Annotated in this window: 24 protein-coding genes and 4 riboswitches; of the genes, 21 read left to right on the forward strand and 3 right to left on the reverse strand. The window is 46.2% G+C overall.

The features are described from left to right. Nucleotides 1-20: 20 nt before the first annotated feature. The 20 genes from AAIG11_RS04255 to AAIG11_RS04350 all read left to right on the forward strand — a co-directional run bounded on the left by AAIG11_RS04255 (nucleotide 21) and on the right by AAIG11_RS04350 (nucleotide 22,524). Complete coding sequence (locus AAIG11_RS04255) at nucleotides 21-980, forward strand: hypothetical protein (RefSeq protein WP_283407672.1); 960 nt, start codon at nucleotides 21-23, stop codon at nucleotides 978-980. Then, nucleotides 977-1,540: a hypothetical protein gene (locus tag AAIG11_RS04260; protein WP_343185028.1), complete on the forward strand. Its 564-nt coding sequence runs from the start codon at nucleotides 977-979 to the stop codon at nucleotides 1,538-1,540. The genes AAIG11_RS04255 and AAIG11_RS04260 overlap by 4 nt, the downstream gene beginning before the upstream one ends. 200 nt (nucleotides 1,541-1,740) lie before the next feature. Next, nucleotides 1,741-1,859: riboswitch (molybdenum cofactor riboswitch) on the forward strand. Between the two features lie 128 nt (nucleotides 1,860-1,987). Further along, the gene (locus AAIG11_RS04265) at nucleotides 1,988-2,524 is read left to right on the forward strand and encodes an ECF transporter S component (RefSeq protein ID WP_283407670.1); all 537 of its coding nucleotides are present in this window, start codon (nucleotides 1,988-1,990) and stop codon (nucleotides 2,522-2,524) included. A gap of 114 nt (nucleotides 2,525-2,638) precedes the next feature. Continuing rightward, nucleotides 2,639-3,058, forward strand: a complete 420-nt coding sequence (locus AAIG11_RS04270) for a NifB/NifX family molybdenum-iron cluster-binding protein (RefSeq protein ID WP_283407669.1) — start codon at nucleotides 2,639-2,641, stop codon at nucleotides 3,056-3,058. 114 nt (nucleotides 3,059-3,172) lie between these two features. Further along, entirely contained in the window at nucleotides 3,173-5,905 is a 2,733-nt protein-coding gene (locus AAIG11_RS04275; protein ID WP_283407914.1) for a molybdopterin-dependent aldehyde oxidoreductase, read from the forward strand. A gap of 154 nt (nucleotides 5,906-6,059) precedes the next feature. Continuing rightward, nucleotides 6,060-8,420 (forward strand): pyridine nucleotide-disulfide oxidoreductase/dicluster-binding protein, encoded by a 2,361-nt coding sequence (locus tag AAIG11_RS04280; protein ID WP_343185029.1) that lies wholly within the window; start codon nucleotides 6,060-6,062, stop codon nucleotides 8,418-8,420. 48 nt (nucleotides 8,421-8,468) lie between these two features. Then, entirely contained in the window at nucleotides 8,469-8,675 is a 207-nt protein-coding gene (locus AAIG11_RS04285) for a DVU_1557 family redox protein (protein ID WP_283407667.1), read from the forward strand. 15 nt (nucleotides 8,676-8,690) lie between these two features. After that, complete coding sequence (gene trsM / locus AAIG11_RS04290; protein ID WP_283407666.1) at nucleotides 8,691-9,428, forward strand: DVU_1556 family methyltransferase; 738 nt, start codon at nucleotides 8,691-8,693, stop codon at nucleotides 9,426-9,428. Nucleotides 9,429-9,449: 21 nt separating this feature from the next. After that, nucleotides 9,450-9,833, forward strand: a complete 384-nt coding sequence (locus AAIG11_RS04295) for a DVU_1555 family C-GCAxxG-C-C protein (RefSeq protein WP_283407665.1) — start codon at nucleotides 9,450-9,452, stop codon at nucleotides 9,831-9,833. Nucleotides 9,834-9,850: 17 nt separating this feature from the next. After that, on the forward strand, nucleotides 9,851-11,236 hold the full coding sequence (gene trsS, locus AAIG11_RS04300; RefSeq protein WP_283407664.1) for a radical SAM (seleno)protein TrsS: 1,386 nt from the start codon (nucleotides 9,851-9,853) through the stop codon (nucleotides 11,234-11,236). Then, complete coding sequence (locus AAIG11_RS04305) at nucleotides 11,233-12,579, forward strand: DVU_1553 family AMP-dependent CoA ligase (protein ID WP_343185030.1); 1,347 nt, start codon at nucleotides 11,233-11,235, stop codon at nucleotides 12,577-12,579. Before trsS ends, AAIG11_RS04305 begins: the two co-directional genes overlap by 4 nt. A gap of 65 nt (nucleotides 12,580-12,644) precedes the next feature. After that, nucleotides 12,645-13,664: a molybdopterin-binding protein gene (locus AAIG11_RS04310; RefSeq protein ID WP_283407662.1), complete on the forward strand. Its 1,020-nt coding sequence runs from the start codon at nucleotides 12,645-12,647 to the stop codon at nucleotides 13,662-13,664. Nucleotides 13,665-13,724: 60 nt separating this feature from the next. Then, nucleotides 13,725-14,867, forward strand: a complete 1,143-nt coding sequence (locus AAIG11_RS04315; protein ID WP_283407661.1) for a DVU_1551 family NTP transferase — start codon at nucleotides 13,725-13,727, stop codon at nucleotides 14,865-14,867. Beyond that, nucleotides 14,864-15,511, forward strand: coding sequence for a histidine phosphatase family protein (locus tag AAIG11_RS04320; RefSeq protein WP_283407660.1), 648 nt, complete (start codon nucleotides 14,864-14,866; stop codon nucleotides 15,509-15,511). Before AAIG11_RS04315 ends, AAIG11_RS04320 begins: the two co-directional genes overlap by 4 nt. After that, nucleotides 15,495-16,568, forward strand: a complete 1,074-nt coding sequence (locus AAIG11_RS04325; RefSeq protein WP_283407659.1) for an XdhC family protein — start codon at nucleotides 15,495-15,497, stop codon at nucleotides 16,566-16,568. The genes AAIG11_RS04320 and AAIG11_RS04325 overlap by 17 nt, the downstream gene beginning before the upstream one ends. Next, a riboswitch (molybdenum cofactor riboswitch) is annotated at nucleotides 16,568-16,684 on the forward strand. Its footprint overlaps the gene before it by 1 nt. A gap of 140 nt (nucleotides 16,685-16,824) precedes the next feature. Beyond that, the gene (gene nuoE, locus AAIG11_RS04330; protein ID WP_283407658.1) at nucleotides 16,825-17,358 is read left to right on the forward strand and encodes an NADH-quinone oxidoreductase subunit NuoE; all 534 of its coding nucleotides are present in this window, start codon (nucleotides 16,825-16,827) and stop codon (nucleotides 17,356-17,358) included. Continuing rightward, nucleotides 17,348-17,740, forward strand: coding sequence for a (2Fe-2S) ferredoxin domain-containing protein (locus AAIG11_RS04335; RefSeq protein WP_283407657.1), 393 nt, complete (start codon nucleotides 17,348-17,350; stop codon nucleotides 17,738-17,740). The genes nuoE and AAIG11_RS04335 overlap by 11 nt, the downstream gene beginning before the upstream one ends. A gap of 7 nt (nucleotides 17,741-17,747) precedes the next feature. Then, the gene (locus tag AAIG11_RS04340) at nucleotides 17,748-19,556 is read left to right on the forward strand and encodes an NADH-quinone oxidoreductase subunit NuoF (protein WP_283407656.1); all 1,809 of its coding nucleotides are present in this window, start codon (nucleotides 17,748-17,750) and stop codon (nucleotides 19,554-19,556) included. Between the two features lie 21 nt (nucleotides 19,557-19,577). After that, a complete protein-coding gene (locus tag AAIG11_RS04345; protein ID WP_283407913.1) occupies nucleotides 19,578-21,314 on the forward strand; it encodes an NADH-dependent [FeFe] hydrogenase, group A6 in 1,737 nt (578 codons plus the stop codon). A gap of 131 nt (nucleotides 21,315-21,445) precedes the next feature. After that, nucleotides 21,446-21,575: riboswitch (molybdenum cofactor riboswitch) on the forward strand. A gap of 373 nt (nucleotides 21,576-21,948) precedes the next feature. Next, nucleotides 21,949-22,524 (forward strand): BUD32 family EKC/KEOPS complex subunit, encoded by a 576-nt coding sequence (locus AAIG11_RS04350; protein WP_343185032.1) that lies wholly within the window; start codon nucleotides 21,949-21,951, stop codon nucleotides 22,522-22,524. An 88-nt stretch (nucleotides 22,525-22,612) separates the two neighbouring features. Here AAIG11_RS04350 and AAIG11_RS04355 read toward each other — a convergent pair whose 3' ends face one another. Beyond that, a complete protein-coding gene (locus AAIG11_RS04355) occupies nucleotides 22,613-22,822 on the reverse strand; it encodes a TOBE domain-containing protein (RefSeq protein ID WP_343185033.1) in 210 nt (69 codons plus the stop codon). A gap of 6 nt (nucleotides 22,823-22,828) precedes the next feature. Further along, nucleotides 22,829-23,914, reverse strand: coding sequence for a putative sulfate/molybdate transporter (locus AAIG11_RS04360; protein WP_283407654.1), 1,086 nt, complete (start codon nucleotides 23,912-23,914; stop codon nucleotides 22,829-22,831). Between the two features lie 429 nt (nucleotides 23,915-24,343). After that, nucleotides 24,344-24,461: riboswitch (molybdenum cofactor riboswitch) on the forward strand. 181 nt (nucleotides 24,462-24,642) lie between these two features. Between AAIG11_RS04360 and AAIG11_RS04365 the strand changes: the two genes are divergently transcribed. Then, complete coding sequence (locus AAIG11_RS04365) at nucleotides 24,643-25,578, forward strand: ABC transporter substrate-binding protein (RefSeq protein WP_283407653.1); 936 nt, start codon at nucleotides 24,643-24,645, stop codon at nucleotides 25,576-25,578. Between the two features lie 94 nt (nucleotides 25,579-25,672). On the opposite strand, the gene AAIG11_RS04370 is transcribed toward AAIG11_RS04365, so the two are convergent. Beyond that, the gene (locus tag AAIG11_RS04370; RefSeq protein ID WP_283407652.1) at nucleotides 25,673-26,521 is read right to left on the reverse strand and encodes a DMT family transporter; all 849 of its coding nucleotides are present in this window, start codon (nucleotides 26,519-26,521) and stop codon (nucleotides 25,673-25,675) included. Nucleotides 26,522-26,661: the final 140 nt, after the last annotated feature.

A 26,661-nucleotide genomic window follows, 5' to 3' on the forward strand; every position in this document is an offset into this window, starting at 1 on the left:
TGATGGAAGGGGTTGATGGCGTGAGGATGACTCATTGGCGCAGATGTGGCTGTTTGGCGGGCAAGACCATTTTTATGGCAGGCGTGTTGCTGTTACTGTTGCTGATGATGAGCTGCATGACCGGCTGCGGAATAGAAAAAGAGGTGGAACCGGCAGAAGAAGTAACGCGGGAGACTGCTGCTGAACAGCAAGTTTCTGAAGCGGTGGAAGAAATCCATGTGCCTGACGAGTTGGAGGCACCTGACGAAGCAGTTGAATCCAGTGATCCCAAGGATTTTCATGAGGCTGGAAAAGCAGTTGACGAAACTGACAAAATTGAAGCCACTAACAGCCACTCTGATGATAACGAATCAGAAGGGTCTAAAATCATAGTTTCTTCCGAAGATTATGAACCAGTGGAAGCTTCTGAAAAAGAGTTTCGGGAGATGACACCTCGGGTTCAAGCTGAACCGGGGGCACTTATCATTACTGGAGACGGATTGGAAAATGAGCTGGTGCTGAATCCTTCTGAATGGCAGTTGAATCACCCCTGGTGGACAGAACGCTATTATTCTTCCAATAATAATTTGGGATTCCATAAAATATGGTTGGTGAAAGGGTATGACCTGGGATCCCTTTTGAAAGAAGCTGGATTAAAAACTGATGAGGATTACTTGATCACCTTTGAATCTGCTGATGGGGTGATTTACAGCGAGAAGTGGAGCTCTCTTCAGAATCGCTACTACTTCTCAGACTTAACGACAGATACAGGCCAGCTCATTGGACCGCTCATCGGCTTCTATCGAAAAGAAGTCTTCGATGCCATTGAACCACAACCGCCAGTGCACTGGCAGACCCAAGAGCTGACAGCTTCAGATCGTGACCCTCAGTGGCCCAGGCTATACATGGGGCAGCAACAGGATCATCCCAGTGATATTAATCAGCCAATGTTTCTCAGGGAGCTGGTGCGTATTGTGGTGGGACAGGAACGAAAGGAGTGAAATCATTGAAGGATTATTATGATCCGGCCCATGAACCGGGAAGTGTCGTGGTTTCTGGAACGGCCTTAAAGCGACCAGTGGTGCTGAACCCATCTCAGTGGACACTGGCAAATCAACACTTTCAGGAAGTTTTTTTCTCATCCAACAATCATTTGGGATTTCACAAAATCTGGCGAGTGAAAGGGTATTCTCTTCTGGGGTTGCTTCAGACAGGTGATGTGACGGTCAATCCTCAACTTGCCATAACCTTCTTCGCCAGCGACGGGCTCACTTATCAATCATCGCTGGGAGCACTGACCAACCGTTATTATTACCCCGGCCTCACCCTCGCCAACGAAACCAGGGTTGACCCTGTGATTGCTCTTTATGCAGCTGCAATGTTTGATGATCAGGTACCGCAAGGGCCAGTCCAGTGGACACCGCGCCCACTGACGGAAGACGATTATGACCGACAGCGTCCAAGACTGTTCATGGGACAACGGAAGGGTGACCCCAGTGATGATAATCAACCCTGGTTTCTGGGCAATCTTGTCGAAATCGAAGTGAATTGTCAAGAATAAGGGGCTTGTCACATTTAACGTTGGAAAAATCGAACCATCATAAGTATCATGTGTGCTTTGGCAGGAGAAAAAGAGCCAACGAATAGCATTTTCACGAATGCTGAAAAAAACTACTAAAAAAATGACGCAAATGTTATAATTGAGGGAAAAATGATAATAGATTGACAATCTGATCGTTCTTTGCTATCATTTAATCAATCTTCATAGAATGACTCCGAGCTAGAAAACCTACAACACAAGTCATGGTTTTCTAGCCTGTAGGGTATTGCTGGAAACGGCAGTGCCTCCCAGTGTGGAAAGGAGGAAATGGCTGAGGCGTAGGCAGGATTTCACGTCTTTGGTTGCGGTGCCGTTTAATGGAACGGTTCAAAACTCCTTTGCACAACAAGGGAGTTTTTTGTGTGCTTTAACAGATGTTCTCTAATATGAAAAGGATGGTGATTTCCAATGACAGAACCTGTACAAAAAAATGCCGGCATACTTCATCACCAATTAACGAAATCAGCAGTATTATTGGCCTTGGCACTTATTTTTCAAATTGGGTTCATGCCATTTGCCCAACCAGTTGTAGGGCCTTTAGTCAATATGACCTTGCTGTTGGCCGTGTTGACTGTGGGTCCTTTCCACGCGGTAATGATCGGCTGTATAACCCCGGTAATGGCATTTATGCTTGGCATTATGCCAATGCCTTTGCTGGTACCTGTTGTGGTGCTGGGGAATGCGGCGTTTATCACTGTTTTTTATGGGGCTGCAATCAAGATGAAACGAATCAATCAAATGATGGCGCTGGTGGCAGCAGCGTTGTTTAAATACGCCATCATGGCGTCTTCTATTCGTTTGATTGCTGCTCAGTTTATGCCTGGAATGCCGGACAGGCTGATTCATGCTTTTTCTCTGCCTCAGTTTTATACTGCAATGCTGGGAGGAATGCTGGCACTTTTGATAGGTCGATATTTGCCGAAGGAGTACACTTCTGCTGATTGATAGAAGAACAATTGGTATCAATAATGAGATGAATAAATGTGGAAAAAAGAGAGTGGTTTTAAATTAAATTGTTAATTAATTAACTATTTCTGCCTGGGATGGGGAGGCATAATCATGAAAATTGCTGCCGCAGCACATGGTTGCGACACAAAGGCTGTCATCGGAAAGCGTCTGCAGACCGAGGATACACTTTTTATTCTTGAACTGGATGACGATACCGGTGAGTTGATGACAGCTGATCCGATGCCGAAAACAGCATCTATACTGGAACTGGCATTGCTGATTGTTGAAAATGACTGTGAAGCTGTGATCTCTGGAATCATTGAAAAAGAAGGATTTGATATTCTGGCAAAAGAGCAGGTTACCCGTTATAAAGGGACAGGTCTGACTGTTTTGGAGGCAGTTGAAAAAATGGCTGGCCGGCAGCTGGAACTCTTCACCCATGCAGAGGGTGAATCTCACAGCCATGAACATGGAGCTCTCTATGGTCAAAGTGAAATAAGAAACAGCAAAGGTAAGAGAGAAGAGGGTTGACAGCGATTGAATGGATACTCTGAAAGGGGTCGATACAAGACACAGATAAGATGGAAGGTCATATGTTCCACACAAAAAGGAGGCTGGTGCAAAATGGCAGAAGAAATGAAAAAAATGTGTCGAAAAGTGCTTCATGTCAATGGGAATGAAATCAGTTTAGTCGTTGATTCTGAAGATCTTCTCTCCAATGTCATCCGAAAGCAGCTTGGACTAACGGGTACAAAAGTAGGATGTAAAGCCGGACAGTGCGGTATTTGTTCAGTGATTCTTAACGGTAAAGTGGTGCGATCCTGTGTTGTTAAAATGAAAAAAGTGGAAAACGGTTCCATCATTACCACCATCGAAGGCGTTGGAAACAAAGATCACATGCATCCATTGCAGGTGGCCTTTGCCAAACATGGTTCTGCTCAATGCGGTTTCTGTACTCCTGGATTTATTGTTTCGGCCAAAGGGCTGCTGGAAGAGAACCAGTCACCAACAAGGCAGGAAGTAAGAGAATGGTTCCAGAAGCACAGAAATGTGTGTCGGTGCACAGGCTATAAGCCCATTGTTGATGCAGTCATGGATGCAGCCAAAGTGATCCGTGGTGAAATGGATGTGGAAGCCCTGCTTTACCAACACAAAGCAGGCGACTCGATTTTAGGCTCATGGATCCCCCGGCCTTCAGCACTGGCAAAAGTCAGCGGAACGTACGATTATGGTGCAGATCTGGGACTTAAAATGCCCCCAGAGACACTGCATCTTGAACTGGTACAGGCAAAAGTGTCACACGCCCTTATCAAGAGCATTGATACCAGCGAAGCTGAGAAAATGCCAGGGGTGGAAGCTGTTTTAACACATAAGGATGTTCAAGGGACCAATCGAATCAATGGCATGGCGCTGTTCCCATGGAACAAAGGCGATGGCTTTGACAGACCAATTCTGTGTGACGAAAAAGTGTTCCAGTTTGGAGATGCACTGGCCATTGTCTGTGCCGACACACCTGAACATGCAAAAGCGGCTGCGGAAAAAGTCGTGGTGGAGCTGGAAGAGTTACCAGCCTATATGAATGCGCCTGAGGCAATGGCAGATGATGCCATTGAAATTCACCCCGGTACACCCAATGTGTATTTCGAACAGCCAACCATCAAGGGTGAAGAGACGAAGCCAATCTTTGAAAAAGCAGCACATGTTGCCGAAGCCAGCTATTATACCACCAGGCAGCCTCACCTGATTTTAGAACCCGATGTGGGATTTGGTTATTATGATGAAGAGGGCAGACTGACCATCCATTCCAAAAGCATTTGCCTGTATGTACACATTGAAATGATTCGGGAAGCATTGGGAATCGAAGCAGAAAATATCAGACTGATTCAAAACAATATGGGAGCCACCTTTGGTTATAAGCTGAGTCCAACCAATGAAGCATTGTTGGGTGTTGCCGTCATGGCAACGGGAAAACCGTGCTATCTTGAATTTGATATGTTCCAGACCATTACCTATACGGGCAAACGTTCTTCATCTTATACAGATATTCGTATGGCAGCTGATGAAGAAGGCATGCTGACAGGAATGGAATACGATATCATTTTTGATCACGGAGCCTACTCTGAATGGGGCGACTGCCTGGCATTCAAAGGCAATATGTTTGTGGGTGCCGGTTATGATATCAAAAATATTCGGGGCAAATCATCGGCTGTGTGCACCAATCATGCCTATGGAACAGCATTCAGATCATACGGATCGCCACAGGCCCTTTTTGCCAGTGAATGTCTGGTGGATGAGTTGGCAGCGAAGATGGGAATGGATCCTTTTGAAATGCGCTATAAGAACGTTTATCGACCAGGGGCCACCACACCGGTGGGTGCCACGCCAGAGGTGTTCACCTGGCCGGAGATGTTTGATTATCTGAGACCGCATTATGAGAAAGCAGTTAAAGAGGCGAAAGCCAAGTCAGCAGAAACGAAAAAATATGGTGTGGGATTATCACTGGCAAACTATTGTGTAGGCGGTGACTTTGCAGACTTTTCAGAAGCCTGGGCCGAGCTTTTGCCAGCCGGAGGGGTAGCCATTTACAATTGCTGGCAAGACCATGGACAGGGATCAGACATGGGTACATTGGCGATTGCTCATGAATCATTAAGACCTTTGGGGATTCCGCTGGAAAAAATACAGCTGGTGATGAATGATACAGCCATTTGCCCTGACGGTGGTGTTTCTGCAGGCAGTCGTGGACAGGTATTCTTCGGAAATGCCATCAAACACGCCTGTGAAAAGTTGATTGAAGCGATGAAAAAAGAAGATGGCACTTTCCGATCTTATGAAGAAATGGCCAACGAAGGGCTTGATCTGAGGTATGTGGGCAACTTTGCTTCAGGTGCATACTGTGCGATGATTGACAAGGATACGGGCCAGGGAACACCAATGATGCAGTACATGTATGGCATTGTCATGTCAGAGGTTGAAGTGGATGTGACCACAGGTAAAACAACCGTGAACAAAATGACATTGGTGACTGACTGTGGGACGATCATCAATAAGACGGTGGTGGATGGACAGATGTATGGCGGTTTGGTTCAAGGCATTGGGCTGGCGCTCTCAGAAGATTTTGAGGACTTGTCCCGGCACACGAATCTGGCCCGCTGCGGCATACCCACCATCATGGATGCGCCGGATGAAATGGAAGTGGTGTATTTTGAAACACCCAGAGAGCATGGCCCCTTTGGAGCATCCGGTGTTGGTGAGCTGCCATTGAGTTCTCCCCATGCCTCCATTATCAATGCCATTTATCAGGCATGCGGGGCCCGTATTCGGGAACTTCCAGCGTTGCCGGAAAAAGTATTGGCTGCCCTTCAGGAAATTGAATAATCATCTCAGATGTTCCTGGTATTGCTGAAGACCTGATGGGAGGAAACGAGCAGGGGAAATGTCAGCGTATGATTCCCCTGCCTTTACATCATGGCGGATAGTGAAATGAAAGGGCTGTGTGAACTGCCTTTCAGCTTTTAAGGAGTGACGTTGCATGAAGCGCACGGAAATCAGGGCTTATGAAGATCGATGTACCCAGAGTGATCCACCTGCCTGTGAGTCCCGTTGTCCTGTTCACGTGGATGTAAAACAGATGATGTTACATATGCAAAAAGGCGAGCTGGAAGAAGCACTGCGGGTTTATCAGAAGAAGATCCCCTTTCCACGCATCATCAGCAGCGTGTGTGATCAGCCATGTCAGGATGTCTGCATGAGAAAAGAAATGGGAGGTTCCCTGCAGATCAGAGAAATCGAAAAAACCTGTACGACGTTGGGAATCATCGCAACCAAAAAAATCAGGATTTTCAAAAAAACCGATCATCGAGTGGCGGTGATTGGCGCAGGACTCAGCGGATTAACAGCAGCCTTGCTTCTGTATGAAAAAGGGCATGTGGTGCACGTATATGAAAAAAAGGCTGAAATAGGGGGGCAAATCAGGGGTTTTTCTTCTGAAAGGTTACCCAAACAACTGATTGATGAAGACTTTGACTTTTTAAAAAGTACTGGAATCCAGTTTTTTATGGGCTGTGAAATAGGACGCGACAAGCCGTTTGACACAATCATTGATGCATATGATGCTGTCTTTCTTGGAATGGGAACAATGCAAGCGGGGATGGTTGCTACAGGGAAGACTCAGTCTTTGGAAATTGATCTGCAGACTTTGTCCACAGAAGTCAGCGGTGTTTTTGCGGGAGGAAGCATGACCCGGAACCAGGCTGATTACTCACCCATTACATCCATTGCGGAAGGTCGAAGTGCGGCGATATCCATTGATCGATTTGTGAAGAAAGTTTCACTGACAGAGGGCCGCCATCATGAGGGAGCCTACAAAACCCGCTTATATACAAATATCCAGTCTGTTGAACATTGGGCACCAGTGCCTCCTGTCGATGAGGGCGGGGGATATTCAGCAGATGAGGCAGCAGCAGAAGCGGCGCGCTGTATTCAATGTGAATGCATGGAATGCGTGAAAAGCTGCAAATTTCTGCAATCCTACGGGAGTTACCCCAAAAAATACGTGCGTGAAATTGCCAACAACGTGAATATCATGATGGGTATTCGACAGACAAAACATATGGTGAACTCCTGCACGTATTGTGGGCTTTGTGAAGAACGATGCCCCAACGCATTGAATATGGGAGAGGTATGTGCCACTGCTAAAGAGGAACTTGTTGCGAAAAATGCCATGCCAGAAGCCATTCATGATTTCCCCATTCGTGACATGCAGTTCAGCAACAGTGACTATTTCCAGCTTTTCAGACATCAGCCGGGAATGAAGAGCAGTCAGTATATGTTTTATCCGGGATGTCAAATAGCAGCGCTTGCGCCTGAGCACGTGATGAAGGCCTATGAGTACCTGACAACTCATCTGGCAGGAGGTGTGGGTTTGAATTTAGGCTGCTGTGGTGCGCCGGCCGCATGGGCAGGAAGAGACCCATTATTCAAAAATACACTTGAAATTTTCACAAAAACCTGGGAAGAAGCTGGAAAACCTCTCATCATAACAGCTTGCTCCACCTGTCATAAAATCTTTAAAGAAGCACTGTCAGATCATGTGGTGCAATCCATTTGGGAGATTTACTGCCAGAGGGGACTTCCTTTTCAAGGGACGCCTGCCGGACATCATCGTAAAATCTCAATCCATGACGCCTGTACTGCAAAAAACGAACCACGGGTTCATCAGGCAGTGCGTCACATCCTTATTTCCAAAGGGTTTGAGATTCAAGAGCTTCCATTCAGTGGAGAAAAGTCCAAATGCTGCGGCTATGGAGGACTGGTTTCCTTCGCCAACAGACAGCTGGCACAGGAAATGGTAGCTGACCGGATTGGAGAAAGTCAGCAAGATTACATTGTTTACTGTCAAATGTGCCATGATTATTTTTCGAAACAGGGCAAAACCTGTTGGCACATTTTTGACCTGATCCACCGGGATCTTTCTCAGGAGGATTGGCGTGGTGAAAGTAATCAGCTCACCTTCAGTCAGCGTCATGAAAATCGGATTAAACTGAAGCAGCGACTGCTGAAAGAAGTTTGGAGGGATGATATGGATCGTCAGCCAGAGGACCATGAAAGCATTGTAGTACGTTTCTCCCCGAAGATGGAACAAGTCATGAATGATCGCCTGATCCTGCTTTCAGATATTCAGCAGGTGATTTATCACGCAGAGACCACTAACAATAAAATCTATCATCCCAATAACAATCATTATACTGCGAAGCTCAGGCCCGGAATCATTACCTATTGGGTGGAATACAGCATTGAAGAAACCAGCTTCCTGGTTCATAAAGCCTATAGTCACAGGCTTGAAATCAACCGGCAGGTGAAAGAGAATGAACATCGGAAATACAGCCTGTAACAACTTCTATTTTCCCTGGTTTCTCGTGTGGACGGACAGGAGGTTACCATGAAAGAAGAACTGAAAAACGAAGATGGTCTCACCTGTGTCAAATGTCATGTGTTGTTGGAGCCCCGTAAGGTGCACATTACTTATATGAAAAGCACTTTCCCGGCGGTATTACTGGCGTGTCCCAGATGCCAGGAAGTCTATGTCCCGGAGGATCTTGCCATGGGGAAGATGCTGGAAGTGGAAAAAACCCTGGAAGACAAGTAAGGAGAGGCAAGGAAGATGGAGATCATGGGCAGAGAAGAAAAGATTAAACTGTATGAAAACCCACTTTTTGAGGAGCTCACTGACGGCTCCATCAGACCCGGTGGGTTTCAGCTGACAATGAAAGCATTGGAGTATGGCGATTTCTATTCTAAAAGCAAGCTGTTGGACTTGGGTTGCGGTATGGGAGCCACCGTTGATTTCATCCAGCAACACTATGATTATACTTGTGCCGGGTTAGATGCTTCTCCGCTTCTTGTTGAAAAGGGGAAAAAAAAGTACGGGTCATTAAACCTGATAGAAGGAAAGGCTGAAGCGCTTCCATTTCCCACGGCTTCATTTGATGGCGTTCTCATGGAGTGCAGCTTTTCTCTCATGGAATCAAAAGAAAAAGTTTTGCAGGAAGTTCATCGCACGTTGAAGCCACAAGGCTGTTTGATGTTAACAGACATGTACCAGCGACAACAGGAGTTAATGGCTGTTGACGGCAATGCCGGCATCGAAAGCTGCTTAATGAGTCCGATGAGGCTGAAGGACCTTGATCACATGTTGCAAAATAATGGTTTTAATGTGGAACTTATGGAAGATGAGACCCACCACCTTCATTCAATGGTGGCCTCAATGATCATGAATTTTGGATCAGCCGCTGATTTTTGGAAGATGATCACTCATCAGCCAGTGGATGATAGGTGGACGCCATGCAACAGCAAGGTGAAAATGGGTTATTTTCTGTGTGTTGCCCGTAAAAGGAACTGAGGATTCACAGGGGGAATTCTGATGATGGATTACCTGGAAAAGCTAATGGATTATCGACTAAAGGGTTACTGCTGTTCACAAATGCTGCTGCAACTGGGTTTGGACGATCAGAAAAAAGAGAACAAGGACCTTATCAATGCAATGAAAGGACTCTGTGGCGGGTTATGTTCAGGCAAACTGTGTGGCGCACTAAGCGGCGGCGCCTGTCTGCTTTCTTATTATGACCCGGAAAAAGGAGCGCTGGAACTGGTGCCTCAGCTGGTAGGCTGGTTTGAGGAAACTTTTGAAAGTTGCGATTGTGCCACTTTGCTGAAAGGAAACGAAGGGAGACAGGGAGAAGTGTGTGAGAATCTGGTGGTGATGACCTATGAAAAAGTCAGGGCATTACTGGAGGAAAACGCATAGAGAGGAAGGCGGTGACCATGAAGTTCATTGAAGAGCACCAGGTATCGATGACTGAAAGCTTATGCCCGGTATGTCTGAGAAAGTTGGAGGCGCATATTGTTCGCAATGATCATCTGGTGAGCATGGTCAAGACTTGTACAGAGCATGGCGATTTCCGAACCATATTGTGGCGAGGAAAACCGGATTATGAGCAGTGGCAGCAGGAAACGGTGAATGATCCGCCGCTGTATGCTCCTAAAGTTCATGGCAAAGGGTGCCCTTACGATTGCGGTATTTGCGGGAAGCATCAACAGCAGGCTTGCTGTGTACTGGTGGAAGTGACTTCCCGGTGTGATCAGCAATGCACCGTCTGTTACGCAGACGTTGCCAAAGCACAATCAACAGACCCTTCCATTGAACGAATTGGAGCCATCTTTCGTCATTTGGTTCACATCAGTGAAGACCGGCCCTTTAACATACAGCTTTCTGGTGGTGAACCCACCCTTCGGGATGACCTTCCCCAAATTGTTAAAAGCGGCAAGCAGGAAGGGCTGCCCTACATTCAGCTCAATACCAATGGCCAGCGGCTGGCAGAAGATGAAGCCTATGTGGAAGCATTGAAGGAAGCGGGTCTTTCAGCAGTTTTTTTACAGTTTGACGGTGTGAGTGATGATGTGTATGAAAATCTGCGGGGCCATATGCGACTGGATATGAAGAAGAAAGCCATTGAAAACTGCCGAAAGTACGAACTGGGAACGGTACTGGTGCCCACCCTTGTACCTGGAATAAATACTCACCAGATAGGTGAAATCATTGAGTTTGCTCTTCAGTACCTGCCAACTGTTCGGGGAGTCCATTTTCAGCCTGTCAGCTACTTTGGAAAGTATCCCCATATGCCTTCAGATACGCAACGCATCACATTACCGGAAGTAATCCGGCAAATTGAGATTCAAACTGACGGAAAAATTCAGATGAAAGATCTGAAACCTCTTAAAACAGGATGTTCCCTCTGCTCCTTCAAAGGAAGCTTCGTGGTGGATGAGGGAGGTGCCGTTCGTTCCCTGTCATCACAGGGCGGATGTGGTTGTCAACAGGAAAAGCAAACATCAGAGATTGTCAATGCAAGAGACTTTGTGAAGAAAAAGTGGGAAATGGCTTCCAGTCACATGGAAAAAGAGGGACAGAACCCTAAGTCTGATCTTTATGATTTCACCGAGTGGGATGCTTATCTGAATCGCATTCGAAATGCAGGCTTCAGTATTACCTGCATGGCTTTTCAAGATGTGTGGAACCTTGATCTGAGCCGGCTCAAAAAATGCAGTGTGGCTATTTTTGATGCCGACAGTAACGAACTGATTCCATTCTGCGCCTATAATATCACCAGCTCTTCAGGGAATGCGCTTCATAGGAGGTCATCTCATTGATTGAAAAAACACCGCTGGAGAACTGGATCAGGGAAAAAATAACCGGCGAGCCGACAGTCTTCAATCGACAAATCCTTGAGAGGTACCAACTGAATCGAATCAGGTACACGGTGGCATATGCCAAAAGAAATAGCCGTTATTATCAGCAGAAGCTGAGTCACATAGAGCCAGAAGATATAAAAACGCTGGATGACATCAGGCTTATGCCATGGACAACAGAAGAAGACCTGAGGTCTGAAGGGCACCGGATGATTTGCGTCACGCAAGATGACATCAGCCGTATAGTGACCCTCCAGACTTCAGGAACCACAGGCCAGCCCAAAAGGATTTGTTTTACTCAGGATGACCAGGAACTGACCACTGATTTTTTTCACATAGGGATGTCCACCTTTACCAATCCAGGGGATCAGGTGCTGGTATTGCTGCCTGGTGCCAGCCCTGGAAGCATTGGTGACCTGTTAAAAAAAGCCCTGAGCCGCATGAACGCGGAGACATTGGTGTATGGTGTAGTGGATGATACAGCTCAGGTGGAAAACCTGTTGGTTAACAGGCGCATTAATGTCATTGTGGGAATACCACAACAACTCTTGGCGCTTGCAAAAGGAGAACATGCAGCTTTCATACGACAAAAGGGCACTTTGCATAGTGCGCTACTGAGTACGGACTATGTTTCCAGTGGCGTCAAGCGAACCATTGAAGAAAACTGGGGCTGCCGGGTTTTTCAACATTATGGGATGACAGAAATGGGGCTTGGCGGTGGCGTGGAATGCCACGGTTTTCAGGGATACCATTTAAGGGAAGCGGATCTATTTGTCGAGATCATTGACCCCCTTACAGGGGTTTCTCTTGGAGATGGTGAATGGGGCGAAGTGGTCTTCACCACACTGACACGCCGGGGAATGCCTTTGATTCGTTATCGAACAGGTGATCTGAGTCGTCTTCTAACCACACCCTGCACATGTGGAACAATATTGAAAACATTGGATAAAATTCAATGCCGTTTGAGATCTTCCGTTAAACTTTCAAATGGAAGTAAGCTGACCATGTCAGATTTGGAAGAAGTCATTTTTGGAATTGATCACGTCACCGATTTTGATGCTCGCATCCACACCACCGATGAAGGCGAAAGACTGGTCATTGGGGTGGGAGGCAAGACAGCAGGAGCGGACATGTATCAACAGTTATATCGGGCATTTGACGAGTCGCATCTGGCACCTTCCTTGGAGTCAGCAAATCTTGCCATCAGCTTTGAAAGACAAAAGCCAGCAGAGTTGGATGGAAAAGCGATTTATAAAAGACGCATCATTGATCTGCGGAGGCAGCCCATGAGGTCCGGCTTTTAGATTAAAGACTCAGGTAAATGAATGCTGTGGAGCAGTATCGATAAAATGTGTAAAGGTGGATGCATATGAAGCGAATACCGGTCCAAGAAGCGGTTGGAATGGTCATGTGCCATGATATGACACAAATTCTCCCGGGACAAAAAAAGGGTCCATTGTTTAAGCGGGGGCATGTGGTTGCTCAGGAAGATATTTCCCAATTACTGGATCTTGGTAAAAAGCATCTTTATGTGTGGGACTTGAATGCCGGATTTGTTCATGAAGATGAAGCGGCGCAGCGAATGGCAAAGGCAATGGCTGGTCAGGGAATTACCTTGACCACCCCCAGTGAAGGAAAGGTACAGATGATGGCATCAACAGACGGTTTGATAAAAATCAATCTTCAGGGACTTGAAGCCATTAACTGTATTGAGGATGTCATGGTTGCCAGCATTCATGAAAATCAGTCGGTGAAAGAAGGCGATCCCCTTGCTGGCACAAGAATCATTCCGCTGGTGATCAAAGAACGAGAGTTGGCTATGCTTGAAAAAGTATGTGAATCTTACAGGCCCATTTTCGAAGTAAAACCCTTCAGAAAATTAAACATCGGCATTGTGACAACGGGAAGTGAAGTTTTTGAAGGACGCATTAAAGATGGTTTTGGACCTGTTCTACGCCAGAAAATCAGTGCTTCGGGAAGCTGCGTGCTGGATCAGGTATTTGTGTCTGACTCAATCCAAATGATTGTTGAGGCAATTCACCGGTTTCGGGATCAAGGAGCAGATTTGATACTGGTCACGGGGGGAATGTCGGTGGATCCTGATGACGTGACCCCGGAAGGGATCCGACAAGCAGGTGCCCACATCGTCACTTATGGAGCGCCAGTTCTGCCGGGTGCCATGTTTTTACTGGCTTATCTGAATCAGATACCTGTGTTGGGCTTGCCCGGATGCGTCATGTACAACAGAACCAGCGTCTTTGATCTGGTGTATCCCAGGATTCAGGCAGGAGAAATACTGGGAAGAAAAGATATTATTCGCTGGGCCCATGGTGGTTTTTGCCTGGGTTGCGAGACCTGCCGGTGGCCAAATTGCTCTTTTGGAAAATGATCATGGGTCTGGAAATTCAACCAGGCTGCCAGAATTGATGGAAATGAAGGCGACGAGGTGATGGATTTGGGTAAATATGCTGCCATTATTGCTGCTGCAGGGTACGCTTCACGGATGGGTTTCTTAAAACCCCTGTTGCCGGTGTCTCCAAATGAACTGGTGATTGAAAGAGTCATCCGGGTTTTTCAGCGGGCAGGGATCCACGACATTCGAGTGATATTGGGCCATCAGGCACACTTATTAAAGCCACTGGTGGAAAAAATGGAAGCAATGGCAGTGGTCAATGAGGTATACTCTCGGGGAATGTACACTTCTGTTCAGGTTGGCGTCGACACATTGAAGACTGAAATTGACGCCTTTTTCTTTCTGCCTGCTGACATGCCTTTTGTTTCAAGTGAAGTGATCACAGAAATACTAAACACCTTTGAAACAAAATCATGTGATGTGGTTTATCCGGTTTACAAGGATCAAAAAGGGCATCCACCCCTAATATCCACAGCATTGCAGCCATTAATTCTGAAAAGAGAAGCGGCTGGGGGGTTGCAGGCTCTGTTGAGAGCACATGCAAGAACAGAGCAGGTTGTTGCTGTACATGATAAAGGGGTTTTAATGGATATAGACACTGAGGCAGCCTATCGAAGTGCTGTCAGAAACAATCTGGCTGACTTTCCAACAGCGGTTGAATGCCATGGAATGTGGCTGGAGCATGGAACAGAGGCTCACATTGTTTCCCACATGCAGCAGGTGGAACGGGTGGCCAGAGCCTTGGGAGAACATTTGAACAGCCAGGGTTATCATTTGCATCTGGGCTTGATCAGTGCTGCCTGCTTATTGCACGATCTTGTCCGGGGCAACAAGAATCACGCTGTTAAGGGAGCCTCATTGATTGCAGATAAAGGGTATCCTGAAGTAGCTCATATTGTCGCCGTCCACATGGATTTGCCGATTGAATTCAAAAATCAAATCAGTGAAACGACCCTGGTTTATCTGGCAGACAAACTGGTGGCAGATGCACAGCTAACAGATCTGAGCAATCGGATGGAGAAGATTCTGGTGCAGTTCCAAGGCAATGATCAGGCACAGAAATCAGCAGAAAAGCGTTTGACCGACGCAATGGACCTGCAAAAGATGGTGGAAGCTGCCTTGAAATGCCCTTTGATGCCATTCCTGCATTCCGAGCTGGTGCAGGGTGTTCAACCATGAAAGAGCGAATGGTGTTTTTAATCAGACATGCTGAACCTGCAACTGACCATCAGGAAAGCACTTATCTGGGATGGGAGAATCCATCTCTAAGCAGTCAGGGCGAACAACAAGCGAAAGCCGCTGCCCTGGCACTAAAATATCGGTCCCTGCAGGCGATTTATGCCAGTGACCTCATAAGAGCTGTTGAAACAGCAGCTGTTATTGCCAGTTTCCACCATAAACCGGTTGTTCAGATGGCCAGTCTTCGGGAGATCAATCTGGGAAACTGGGGTGGCAAAAGGTTATCAGAGATCAAAAAAACGGATCCTGAAGCATATACACGCCGGGGACGAGAAATAGATACTTTTAGGCCACCAAAGGGTGAGAGCTTTGCTGATTTAGCCAAACGGGTACTGCCCGCCTTCTATGGTATATTGGAAGATACATGTGAAAACATAGCCATTGTTGCCCATGCCGGCGTTAATCGAGTAATTCTGAGCCATTTGCTGGGAATGGAACTGAAGTCATTGTTTGAGATTCAACAGTGCTACACTCAGATCAGTCTGATCAAGCAATTGGGGGCTGTCATGCAGGTGGAAGCTCTGAACCTACTGCCGGCAAATGAAGCTGGAAAGGAGGGATGTCAACTTGAGAGAAGCTTATGAAAAACTGTTTCAAGCGCTTAATGAAGGCAGTGAAGCTGCAATGCTGACAGTGGTGAACAACCTTGATCAACAGGCATCGAAGGTGACAAAAAAATGTTATGTGAACAAAGAGCATGACAAGGACGAGGATCCTTTTAATGCATTGATTCAGCGGGCGTATGAACAGAGAATGGTGGAAGTCGTTGATCAGGTCCATCAGACGATCATCATTGAACCGTATTTCCCCGTACCTCAACTGGTGATTCTTGGTGGTGGACATATTGCAAAACCATTGACCACAATGGCTGCACAAGCAGGCTTTCAAGTCACGGTGGTGGATGATCGTCTTTCTTTTGCCAATCAAAAGAGATTCCCTGAGGCGCAGCAGGTAATCTGCGAAAGCTTTTCCACCTGCTTTCAGCGGCTGGATATAACTTCAGTCACTTACGTGGTCATTGTCACCAGAGGGCACCGCCATGACCTGGAATGCCTTCGGGCAGTCATTGACAAAGGACAAGCCTATGTGGGCATGATCGGATCAAAGCGCCGCGTAAAGGGAATACTGGAGGAACTGGAAAGAGAAGGTTACTCCAAAGAATTGCTTGAGAAGGTGCATACCCCCATTGGTTTGGATATTGGAGCCGTAACACCGGAAGAAATTGCACTATCCATTGCGGCTGAACTGGTGAGCTGCCGCAGGTTAATCGTGGAAGGGAGGGAAAAGAAGGCCATTGCCCGCAATCAGACAGAGTATGATCCCCAGGTGGTTAAAACACTCTCACTGAATCAGGGGGAGAAAAAAGCGGTGGTGACGGTGATCGCTACAAAGGGATCTGTCCCAAGAAAGGCTGGCGCAAAAATGATTGTATTTCCTGACGGCAGCATTGCTGGCAGCATTGGCGGTGGCTGTAGTGAGAGTCAAGTGATTCAATGGGCAATAGACAGCATGGACAGCCATCAAGTGACCATAAGAACGTTGGATTTAACCGGAGAAATGGCTGAAGACATGGGAATGGTTTGTGGAGGCATTATGAGTGTTCTCATTGAACCGTTCGTCACAGAGTCATCAAGAAACTAAATGAATAACAACTCCGATCTTTTAAACCTTCCTTTAAAGAGTGGTTTAAAAGGCGATGGGTATCGCCGGAAACAGCGATGCCTCCCAGTGTGGAAAGGAGGGGTAGAGAGCAAGGCTTTTTTGTAATGGAAACAGCCTGGCTTTAGGTATCCAGATAGCAGATCTGGAAACGAAGACTCCTCGGATGATTGGGGAGTTTTTTTTATTGATTCAGGAGTGATAGTTGGAGAGCATAATCTGAAAGGAAGGTGTATCAATGTCACAGCCAGTTTTACAGACATCAAAAAATCAAGCGGAGGTCGCCAGTTTGCCACAGGAGCATTATGAAACGTTGGAAACATATATCAATAGTCTGAAAGACAAAAAAGGTTCTTTGATTCATGTGCTGCACAAAGCACAGGAACTGTTCGGCTACCTGCCACCGGAAGTACAGCTCTTCATAGCCAGAAAGCTTGATATTCCAGGAGCTAAAGTGTTTGGAGTGGTGAGCTTCTATTCCTATTTCACAACAAAGCCAGTTGGAAAACATAAAATCAGCGTATGCATGGGAACGGCCTGTTTCGTGAGGGGAGCAGAAAAAATAGTCGACGCATTTAAAAATGAACTGGGTGTTCAAAATGGTGAAACAACACCAGATGGCCTATTCACTCTTAAAGACGTTCGATGCATTGGTGCATGTGGGTTGGCACCAGTCGTATTTCTTGATGATCAGGTGTTTGGGCATGTAACGGTGGATGGTGTTAAAGAAATACTAAAAAAATACAGAAAGGGGAATGAAAATGCCTATTAAATCATTGGAAGAACTGATCAAGATCAGAGAAAATGCACAAAAAAAAGTGAATTTGCGGGAAGGCACTGATCATACAGAGGCAATCACTGAGCTGATGGTGGGTATGGCAACTTGTGGCATTGCTGCTGGTGCCCGTGAAACGTTGCGGGCATTGTTGGACGAAATTGAAGCACAGTCTCTGGAAAACATCAGGGTGGTGCAGGTGGGGTGTCTGGGCTACTGTCACTCTGAACCAATTGTTCAGGTTAACAGACCAGGTGAAGAGCCCATCCTATATGGCAAGGTGGATGCTGAACGGGCAAAGGAAATTATTCAGAAGCATATTATGAAAAATGAATTTATAGATAATGCAATTTTGATGAACACATTCAACAAAGCATAATTAGTCGATGAGGAGGGTTAAGATGGAGCGGGTAAGAAGTCACGTCATGGTCTGTGGAGGAACGGGATGCGTTTCTTGCGGATCTGAAGAAATCATCGAAGCGTTGAACATTGAGCTGCAAAAAGCGCATTATGATCAGGAAATTAGTGTTGTCAGAACAGGTTGCTTTGGGTTTTGTGGTCAGGGTCCTATTGTTAAAATACATCCAGATAATGTGTTTTATGTAAAAGTCAGCAAGGAGGACGCTTCTGAAATTGTTCAGGAACACATCGTCAAGGGGCGTGTGGTCTCCCGATTGCTGTTCGTAGACCCTGAAGATCATCAAAAACTGGACAAACATGATCAGATGGCCTTCTATAAGAAGCAGTACCGTATTGCGTTGAGAAACTGTGGCTTGATTAATCCGGACGATATCAATGAATATATTGCCTTCAGAGGCTACGAAGCATTGGCAAGAGTGCTCATGGACTTGTCGCCTCTTGAGGTGGCAGGGATCATCAAGGAAGCAGGGCTCCGGGGACGCGGCGGTGGTGGCTTTCCAACTGGACTTAAATGGGAGTTGACACTGAAGTCGCCCGGTGATGAAAAGTATATGATTTGCAACGCCGACGAAGGTGACCCGGGGGCCTTTATGGATCGATCCATTTTAGAGGGTGATCCTCACTCGGTTATTGAAGCCATGACCATCGGAGGGTATGCCACTGGTGCGAACACGGGCATTGTGTATATTCGAGCAGAGTACCCCCTTGCCATTAAACGGCTGCAAAGTGCCATAGAGCAGGCGAGAGAAATGGGATTCCTTGGAAAAGACATCTTCAGCTCAGGATTTGATTTTGATATCCAAGTCAAGCTGGGAGCCGGCGCCTTTGTTTGTGGTGAAGAAACGGCCCTTATTCATTCTGTGGAAGGTGCCAGGGGAGAACCTACAAAAAAACCACCGTTCCCATCAGAATCTGGCTACCTGGGAAAACCCACCACTGTGAATAATGTGGAAACTTTTGCTAACGTCCCTTCCATTATCCTTAATGGAGCGGAGTGGTTCAAAGGTATTGGAACAGAAACATCCAAAGGAACAAAAGTTTTTGCTCTCGCCGGTAACGTCAACAATGTGGGGCTGGTAGAAGTACCCATGGGAACAACCCTGCGAGAAATCATCTTTGATATCGGTGGCGGAATTGTTGATAATAAAGGGTTTAAAGCGGTACAAACTGGTGGACCTTCCGGAGGTGTGATCACTCAAGCAGATCTGGATACGCCCATTGATTACGAGTCATTAAAAGGCATTGGTTCCATGATGGGATCCGGAGGAATGATTGTCATGGATGATGCCACCTGTATGGTCAATATTGCCAAATTCTACCTTGAGTTCACACAGGATGAATCGTGTGGAAAATGTACCCCCTGTCGCGTGGGAACAAAAAGGATGTTTGAAATCCTTGAAAAAATCACCAAGGGAAAAGGAACGGAAGATGATTTGATTCATCTGGAAGAGTTGGCTGCCATGATTAAAGATGCAGCGCTTTGTGGGCTGGGTCAGACAGCCCCTAATCCAGTGCTCTCCACGCTTCATTACTTCAGAAATGAGTATGAAGATCATGTACTGCATAAACATTGCACTGCGGGTGAGTGCAAGGCTTTGGTCAAATATAGCATCGACCCTGAAAAGTGCATCGGCTGCACAGCTTGTGTAAGAGCCTGTCCAGTCAATTGCATCGAAGGTGCTGTTAAAAAGGTGCACGTGATCAGATCGGCAGATTGCATTTCGTGTGGTGCTTGCTTGCGCGCATGTAAATTTGATGCAGTTATTAAACCTTAGGAAGAGGTGGATCAAGTGGATATGATTAATGTAACCATCAACGGCTGTCACATTCAAGTGCCGAAAGAAACGACGATATTGGAAGCTGCTGAGAAGTGTGGCGCACACATTCCGACACTATGTCACATGAACCTTGGTGAGTTGGGTATTGTCAACCAGTCTTCATCCTGTCGGGTGTGCATGGTTGAAGTGGCAGGACGCCCGGCGCTGGTACCTTCCTGTTCAGAAAAGGTGACAGAAGGAATGGTCATCACGACAGATTCTCTGAGATCTATCACGGCGCGTCGCATGTCGGTGGAGTTGCTTTTATCGAATCACCCCAAGGAATGTCTAACCTGTGCCAAAAATCTGGAGTGCGAACTGCAGAGTCTGGCCCAGGAGTTGGGGATAAGAGAAATAAAATGGGAAGGTGAACGATTGGACTACCCGAAAGATCAGTCCAGCTACTCGCTGGTAAAAGATCCCAACAAATGTGTGATGTGTCGTCGTTGTGAAACCATGTGCAACGATGTGCAAACCTGTGGCATCTTATCAGCGGTAAATCGGGGTTTTGGAGCTTTTGTGGGGCCTGCTTTCAACATGGACATGGCTGACACATCCTGCACATTTTGTGGTCAATGCGTTGCCGTTTGCCCAACTGCAGCCCTAACAGAAGTGAACAACACCCATTTAGTATGGAGAGAGCTTAACAACAAAAATCGCCATGTTGTAGTTCAGGTGGCACCGGCCATTCGCGTCGCAATTGGTGAAATGTTTCATATGGCGCCGGGAGAAATAACGACGGGAAAAATTGCAGCAGCACTAAGGAGACTAGGATTTGATGGGGTTTTTGATACCGACTTTGCGGCAGATTTAACGATCATGGAAGAAGCATCTGAACTGGTTCATCGCATTCAGCATCAGGGTACGCTGCCAATGCTTACCAGCTGTTGTCCGGCCTGGGTCAAGTTTTTTGAACATCAGTTTCCAGACATGCTGGATATTCCATCGACCTGTAAATCTCCTCAGGTAATGTTTGGAGCCATCGCCAAAACTTACTATGCAGAGAAAAAACAAATTAATCCTCACGACATCACGGTTGTTTCCATTATGCCCTGCTTGGCAAAAAAAGCGGAGGCAAAAAGGCCTGAGTTTACAAAAGAGGAAGATTCCAATGTGGATATCGTCATTACGACAAGAGAATTTGCCCAAATGATGAAAGAAGCGGGAATAGATTTTGCCAATCTTGAGGATCAACCTTTTGATTCGATGATGGGTGAAAGCACAGGTGCTTCAGTTATTTTTGGAACAACAGGCGGAGTCATCGAGGCAGCAGCCAGAACGGCTTATGAATGGATCACAGGTGATACACTTGAAAATGTTGAATTCAAAGCATTGAGAGGGCTTGAAGGAATTCGGGAGGCAACGATTACCATTGGTGACATGGATCTAAGGATTGGAATTGCTCATGAGTTGGGAAATGCTCGAAAGTTGTTGGAAGATATCAGGGATGGCAAGTCCAGTTTTCATGCCATTGAGATCATGGCATGTCCAGGAGGGTGCATTGGCGGAGGAGGCCAGCCATATCACCATGGTAACATGGAAATTATTAAAAAACGCCAGGAGGCAATTTATCGGGAGGATCAGGGAAAGGCAAAGCGAAAATCCCATGAGAATGAAGAAGTGCTTCGACTTTATGAGGAGTATTTAGGGAAACCTTATGGCGAAAAAGCACATGACTTGCTGCACACCCACTATATTGCCAGAGAAAAAATTTAATTAAAGGGCTGTGATGCTTATGGGATATATCATAGATGGTTTGACTTTCATTAACAACAATCCATTTTAATCAGTTGGATTAGAAAACAAATACCTTGACAATAATATCACAACAGATTATAATGATTAAGACAACTTAATAACTCCGAGTCTTTTTCTCTACCGGTACGCTCATCTCGTACCCATGAGAAACTGGCCTGTAGGGTATTAGTGGAAACGCTGGCACCTCCCATTGTGGAAAGGAGATGAACCGAACGTCAGGATGATTTTCTTGTCGTGTTCAAGGTGCCTTCTCTTAGGCACCTTTTTTTCTTTCTGCCGGCGAAAACTCGGAACTGGACCCAGTGACCTTCCTTAGCCGTGGAGTCGCACACACTTCTTCGGCTCAGGTTCCTTGCCGGTCCTGCAACAACGCAAAGAATGTCTCCCCAAGATCATTTCTTGAATTGTCAAGCAGGATCGGCTTTTTTTAGTTAGGTTTTGAAGGAGTGGTGTTGACTTGATACTGAGCAATCATTTCTGGCAAAAACATGATGAGGCGGTTTTTGAGAGAATCAAAACATTTAAAAGCAAAAAAAATGAGGTGTGGCTGATAAAGGCCAGGAAAAGTGATGGGACGCCTCAACAATATGTCTTGAAGGCCTATCAAGATCATAAACGCCTTGTGAAGGAAATGGAAATGATAACGGCACTGCATCGGCAGGGACTTGAAGTGCCTGCTGTTTATGAGCAGCAAGGCAGCTATTTGCTGATGGAATACATCGACGGAATTACTCTCTGTGAGGCATTTGAAAAACAGGAATGCAAATGGACAGAGGGTGATCATCTGCCAGAGTCTACAATGGAAATAATAGGATTGTTGACTGGCTGGCTGGAAAGGTTCTATCAGATAACGAAGGAGCTTGAGGGTAAGAGAATGATCATGGCTGATGTCAATCTGCGAAATTTTTTATGGACTGACACCGTTTTCGGGGTTGATTTTGAAGATTGCAGAGAAGGTAGATATGAAGAAGATGCAGGAAAAATATGCGCTTATGTCTACACCTATAGCCCAATGGCGACTCCTTTTAAAAAGCAGCTGGTAAATGCATTTGCGGATACATTTGTGAAGGAGCTGCTTCTTGAAGGAAGTTTGATCTACCACTACATGGATCGGGAACTGAAGATGATGGAAAGAAGAAGAAAAATGGCTATTCCCCATTTCAAATAAAACAGCTCTTCTTGAGAGTGTTTTTATGCTGGTAATGCGATAAAACGAAACCCTGGCTGAAGAACAGCTAGGGTTTCGTTTTATCGCATTACTCTTTCCCAAACATGACCGAAGTGGCTTTGATAATGGCTACCAACTCATCGCCCACCTGAATGTTCATTGATTCCGCTGCCCCTTTGGTGATTAGTCCGGTGACGATCATGCCTTCAGCAATTTCAAGTTGCACTTCGGAACTGGTGACGCCATGCACCACTTTGACCACTTTTCCTTTAAGCTGATTTCTTCCGGTTATTTGCATTTTTACTCACCCCCTTTCAGCGTTCCATTTTTTTCTAACGATGATCCAAACCCAGACAATAAACAGTGACCAGGTAATACCCAGGAACAGCGACAAGATACCCGTCAAAAGAGTTGCTGCCAGATCAGGTGTTTTTCGGGCGGTTTGAAAAAGCGCCAAACCTGAGTAAAAAAGCAGTGCTCCTAAGGCTCCAAAGGGGATCACCATCTCCAGATGGGGTGATGCAAACAACAGTGCAATCACTATCAAAACAAATCCTGATATGATATTGGATCCACCTGTACGGGCACCAAATCTGTACTGAGCCGCTAAACCGCCTGCCCCATGACACATGGGGAAGCCTCCAAAAGGGACTGAAAACAAACACATGGCACTCATACTATAAAGAAGCTGCTTTTCCTGAACTTGGCGGTCCAATAAATCGCTGATGAGTAATGAAGTGGCTAAAACGGCATTTCCAAGAGTGAGAGGAATCTGCGGCAAAGACGCTTTCGTGAACCCGCTGATAAAAGAAGGAAAGTCAGGCAATGTTAAAGCTGGGAGGCGCATGAGTGTAACCGGAGGTGGTCCAAAACGAAAAAGGCCGACAATAATTCCCAGTAGAAAAACCATCAGAGCTGAAACATCCAGATGCCTTGAAAATCGATAGTAGAAAATGATGCCCATTGCCAAGGCACCGAGAATGAAATCATACCTCATCATCACCATGGCCTGCCTCATCAGGGTCAGAGCGAGCGCCAGTTGAATACCGCGGATTAAAGCGATGGGAATACTTCTTTTGATGAAGTCCATGGCGCCGGTGAGAGCGATGAGCAGCAGCACCAGTCCCATACCGATTCCTGCACCTGCAATTTCGGCAGCGGACAATCTTTCTGTAAGGGCAATCACACCAATGGCTTTCATAGGTTCAACAGGCATTGGTAATTTGTAATGGATTCCGGTGAAGAGATAAGCAATACCGAAGAACAGCAACATGACAGCCAAATTCATATCAGTTGCAACGGAAACGCCAATAACAATGGGGAGTAGTGTTCCAAAATCTCCCAGTGCGCCTGCAGCTTCTTCCATATTGAAACGAAAATCTTTTTCCATAAGCGTTATCACCTTCGATGCATAAAGATGGTAGTTCGATTAAACGGGTGGTAGTCTTGCCGTTGAGGTTGATTACCAAAGACGACGTTTTAGGATTGATCTTTGAAGCAAATGATATTCCTGTAAATATCCAAACAAAGAGGCTCTTAATCATTAATTTCCTGGTGAACCACCGTTGATTCAAAGAGAAACGATGCGATTAGAATAAATTGAGGGTATTAATTTTAAGATCAAAATGCATAAAAAAAATAACGACTAGATTAAATGAGAAAGCACGGCACATTTGCAAAAGGTTCAAGCCTTCACCATGAAGCTTGTTTAAACCACATTCTTGACAGAACATAGGGCATACTCTATACTTAACCTCAGGGAATCGTTTTCCTCAAAATGCAAAGATAAACATAACGAAGATGTTGTAACATCAGCAAACAATGGAATCGCCTCCGAGCTTAAGTCCCTAATGGCAGTTGCCTATGGGATCAAGCCGATAGGGTAATGTTGGAAACGGCGTTGCCTCCCAGTGGAAAGGAGATGTGTGGCTGAAGTGCAATCACCAGGCACCCCTTTGGGTGTTTTTTATTTCGATGTTCTTCAGCTGCAGTAACGGACTTAACCAGAAAGGGTGTGATCTCCCAACGATTAAACCAAGGAACTTGATTTTCAGTTAATGATCACTTAAAAAGTGAATACAGGCCAGAAATGATTCGCCTACAAAAGGAGATGAGAAAATGACATTGACGAGACGCAGCTTGTTCATCATGTTGCTCATTTTGATGGTTGCTTTAACAACAGCCTGTGGAGGAACTCAGGAACCAGCTCCACCGGAAGAACCGGCACCAGCTGAAACGCAGCCATCCGCTGAAGAAGCGACAGAGACTTCTGAAACGGATGGTGATTATCCTGAACTAACGAACACAGAGATGATTTTATCCACCACCACCAGTACTGAAAACAGCGGTTTGCTGGATTTTATTCTGCCGGATTTTGAATCAACCTATGAAATTGATGTGAAAGTGGTAGCTGTTGGTTCAGGTGCAGCACTACAGATGGGAGCTGATGGTGAGGCTGATGTACTGCTGGCTCATGCCAAGGCCCGGGAAGAAGAGCTGGTGGCAGATGGCCATGGCCTGGAGCGATTTGATGTGATGTATAATGATTTTATCATTGTCGGCCCTCCTGACGACCCCGCTGGTTTAATGGATGCAGCCGCTGGTGATGTGCTGGCTGGCTTAACACTGATCAGTGAGAAGGAAGGTACCTTTGTTTCCAGAGGTGACGATTCTGGCACACATATCATGGAAGTGAATTTATGGAAGGAAATTGGTTTAGAGGAGCCTGATGCCAGTTGGTATATTTCTGCCGGTCAGGGCATGGGAGACGTGATCCAAATGGCCAATGAGCTGGAAGGCTACACGCTGACTGACAGAGCCACCTATCTCTCCATGCTGGGAAGTATCGATCTGGTGATAGCTGTGGAAGGTGACCCAAAACTATTCAATCAATATGGCGTTATTGCAGTGAATCCTGACAAGGGAGATCATATTAACTATGCCGCTGCAGCCCGATTTGTCGATTGGATTTTGTCTTCTGAGACACAGGAACTCATCTCCCAGTTTGGTGTGGAAGAGTTCGGAGCGCCTCTCTTTTTTCCCAATGCCCAATAAGTGAGGAACAGCGCTTAACCGATTTTAAAACACCCGATTCCGGCCTCGACAGCTGGATCGGGTGTTAATCATCTAAAAAACAATCGTGAATCAGTCAGGAAATGCTTTGGCGCGTGCGCTGCATGCTGGCATGAAACAGATAACGTCCGGTAACTCCGCCTACCACAAGCAGTCCACCGAAAATGGTCCACATGCCTGGGGCCTCGCCCACAATGAGCAGAACCCAAAGGGGATTGAATAATGGTTCGATGACTGGGATTAAGGCACTCTCCATGGCACTGATATGCTTCACTGCAGTTGCGTAGAACACGTAAGCCAGCCCCAGCTGCAGCGTGCCCAACAGCAGCAGACCCAGCCAACTCATGGCGGAGGGCATTGATTGAAACATAAAAGGTAGCGTCACAATACCCGCCAGAAGATTACCCAGCAGAACAGACTCCATGGGGCGGGCATTTTTTTGCTTTCTCAGCAGAAGCACCATAACTGCAAAACTGATGCCGGTGAACATACCTAAAAGATTACCCCAGAAACTGGTAAAGCTTACATCATCCAGGAAAAAGAGCACCATGCCCACCATAACCAGTAAAATGGCAGCCCAATCAATGCGGGTTACTTTTTCCTTAAGAACAAAATAACTGAAAAGGCCGATATAAATGGGTGAAGTAAATTGAAGCAGGGCAGCATTCGCTGCTGTTGTGAGACGTGTAGAGGTGACAAAGAAGATCATGACGCAGGCATAGGCAACGGCAGCACCTACCTGAACTTTTGACCAGGTAAAGACAGGCTTTTTCAAGAAAAAGAAAATAACCACAGCTGCTATGAAGCTGCGCATGCCGGCAATGGCCAGAGGGTTCCAGTCCACCAGTTTGATCAAAACCCCTCCCAGGCTCCACAGAAAAGCGGCAGCCATCATTTGGTAACGTGCTTTTGTATCATTTGTCATATCAGCACCCCTTGCTAATCTCCTTTGACCATCAATACACGATAATCCTTTTAACAGCATAAATCAAAGCCCTGGAGATGACAACCGTTTGAAGTGATTATTTCAATTGAAAAATAGTTGATGATTTTTCTTTTGTGAAA

This window comes from Anoxynatronum sibiricum, assembly GCF_039414295.1.
GTDB classification, from domain to species: Bacteria; Bacillota; Clostridia; order Peptostreptococcales; family Tindalliaceae; genus Anoxynatronum; species Anoxynatronum sibiricum.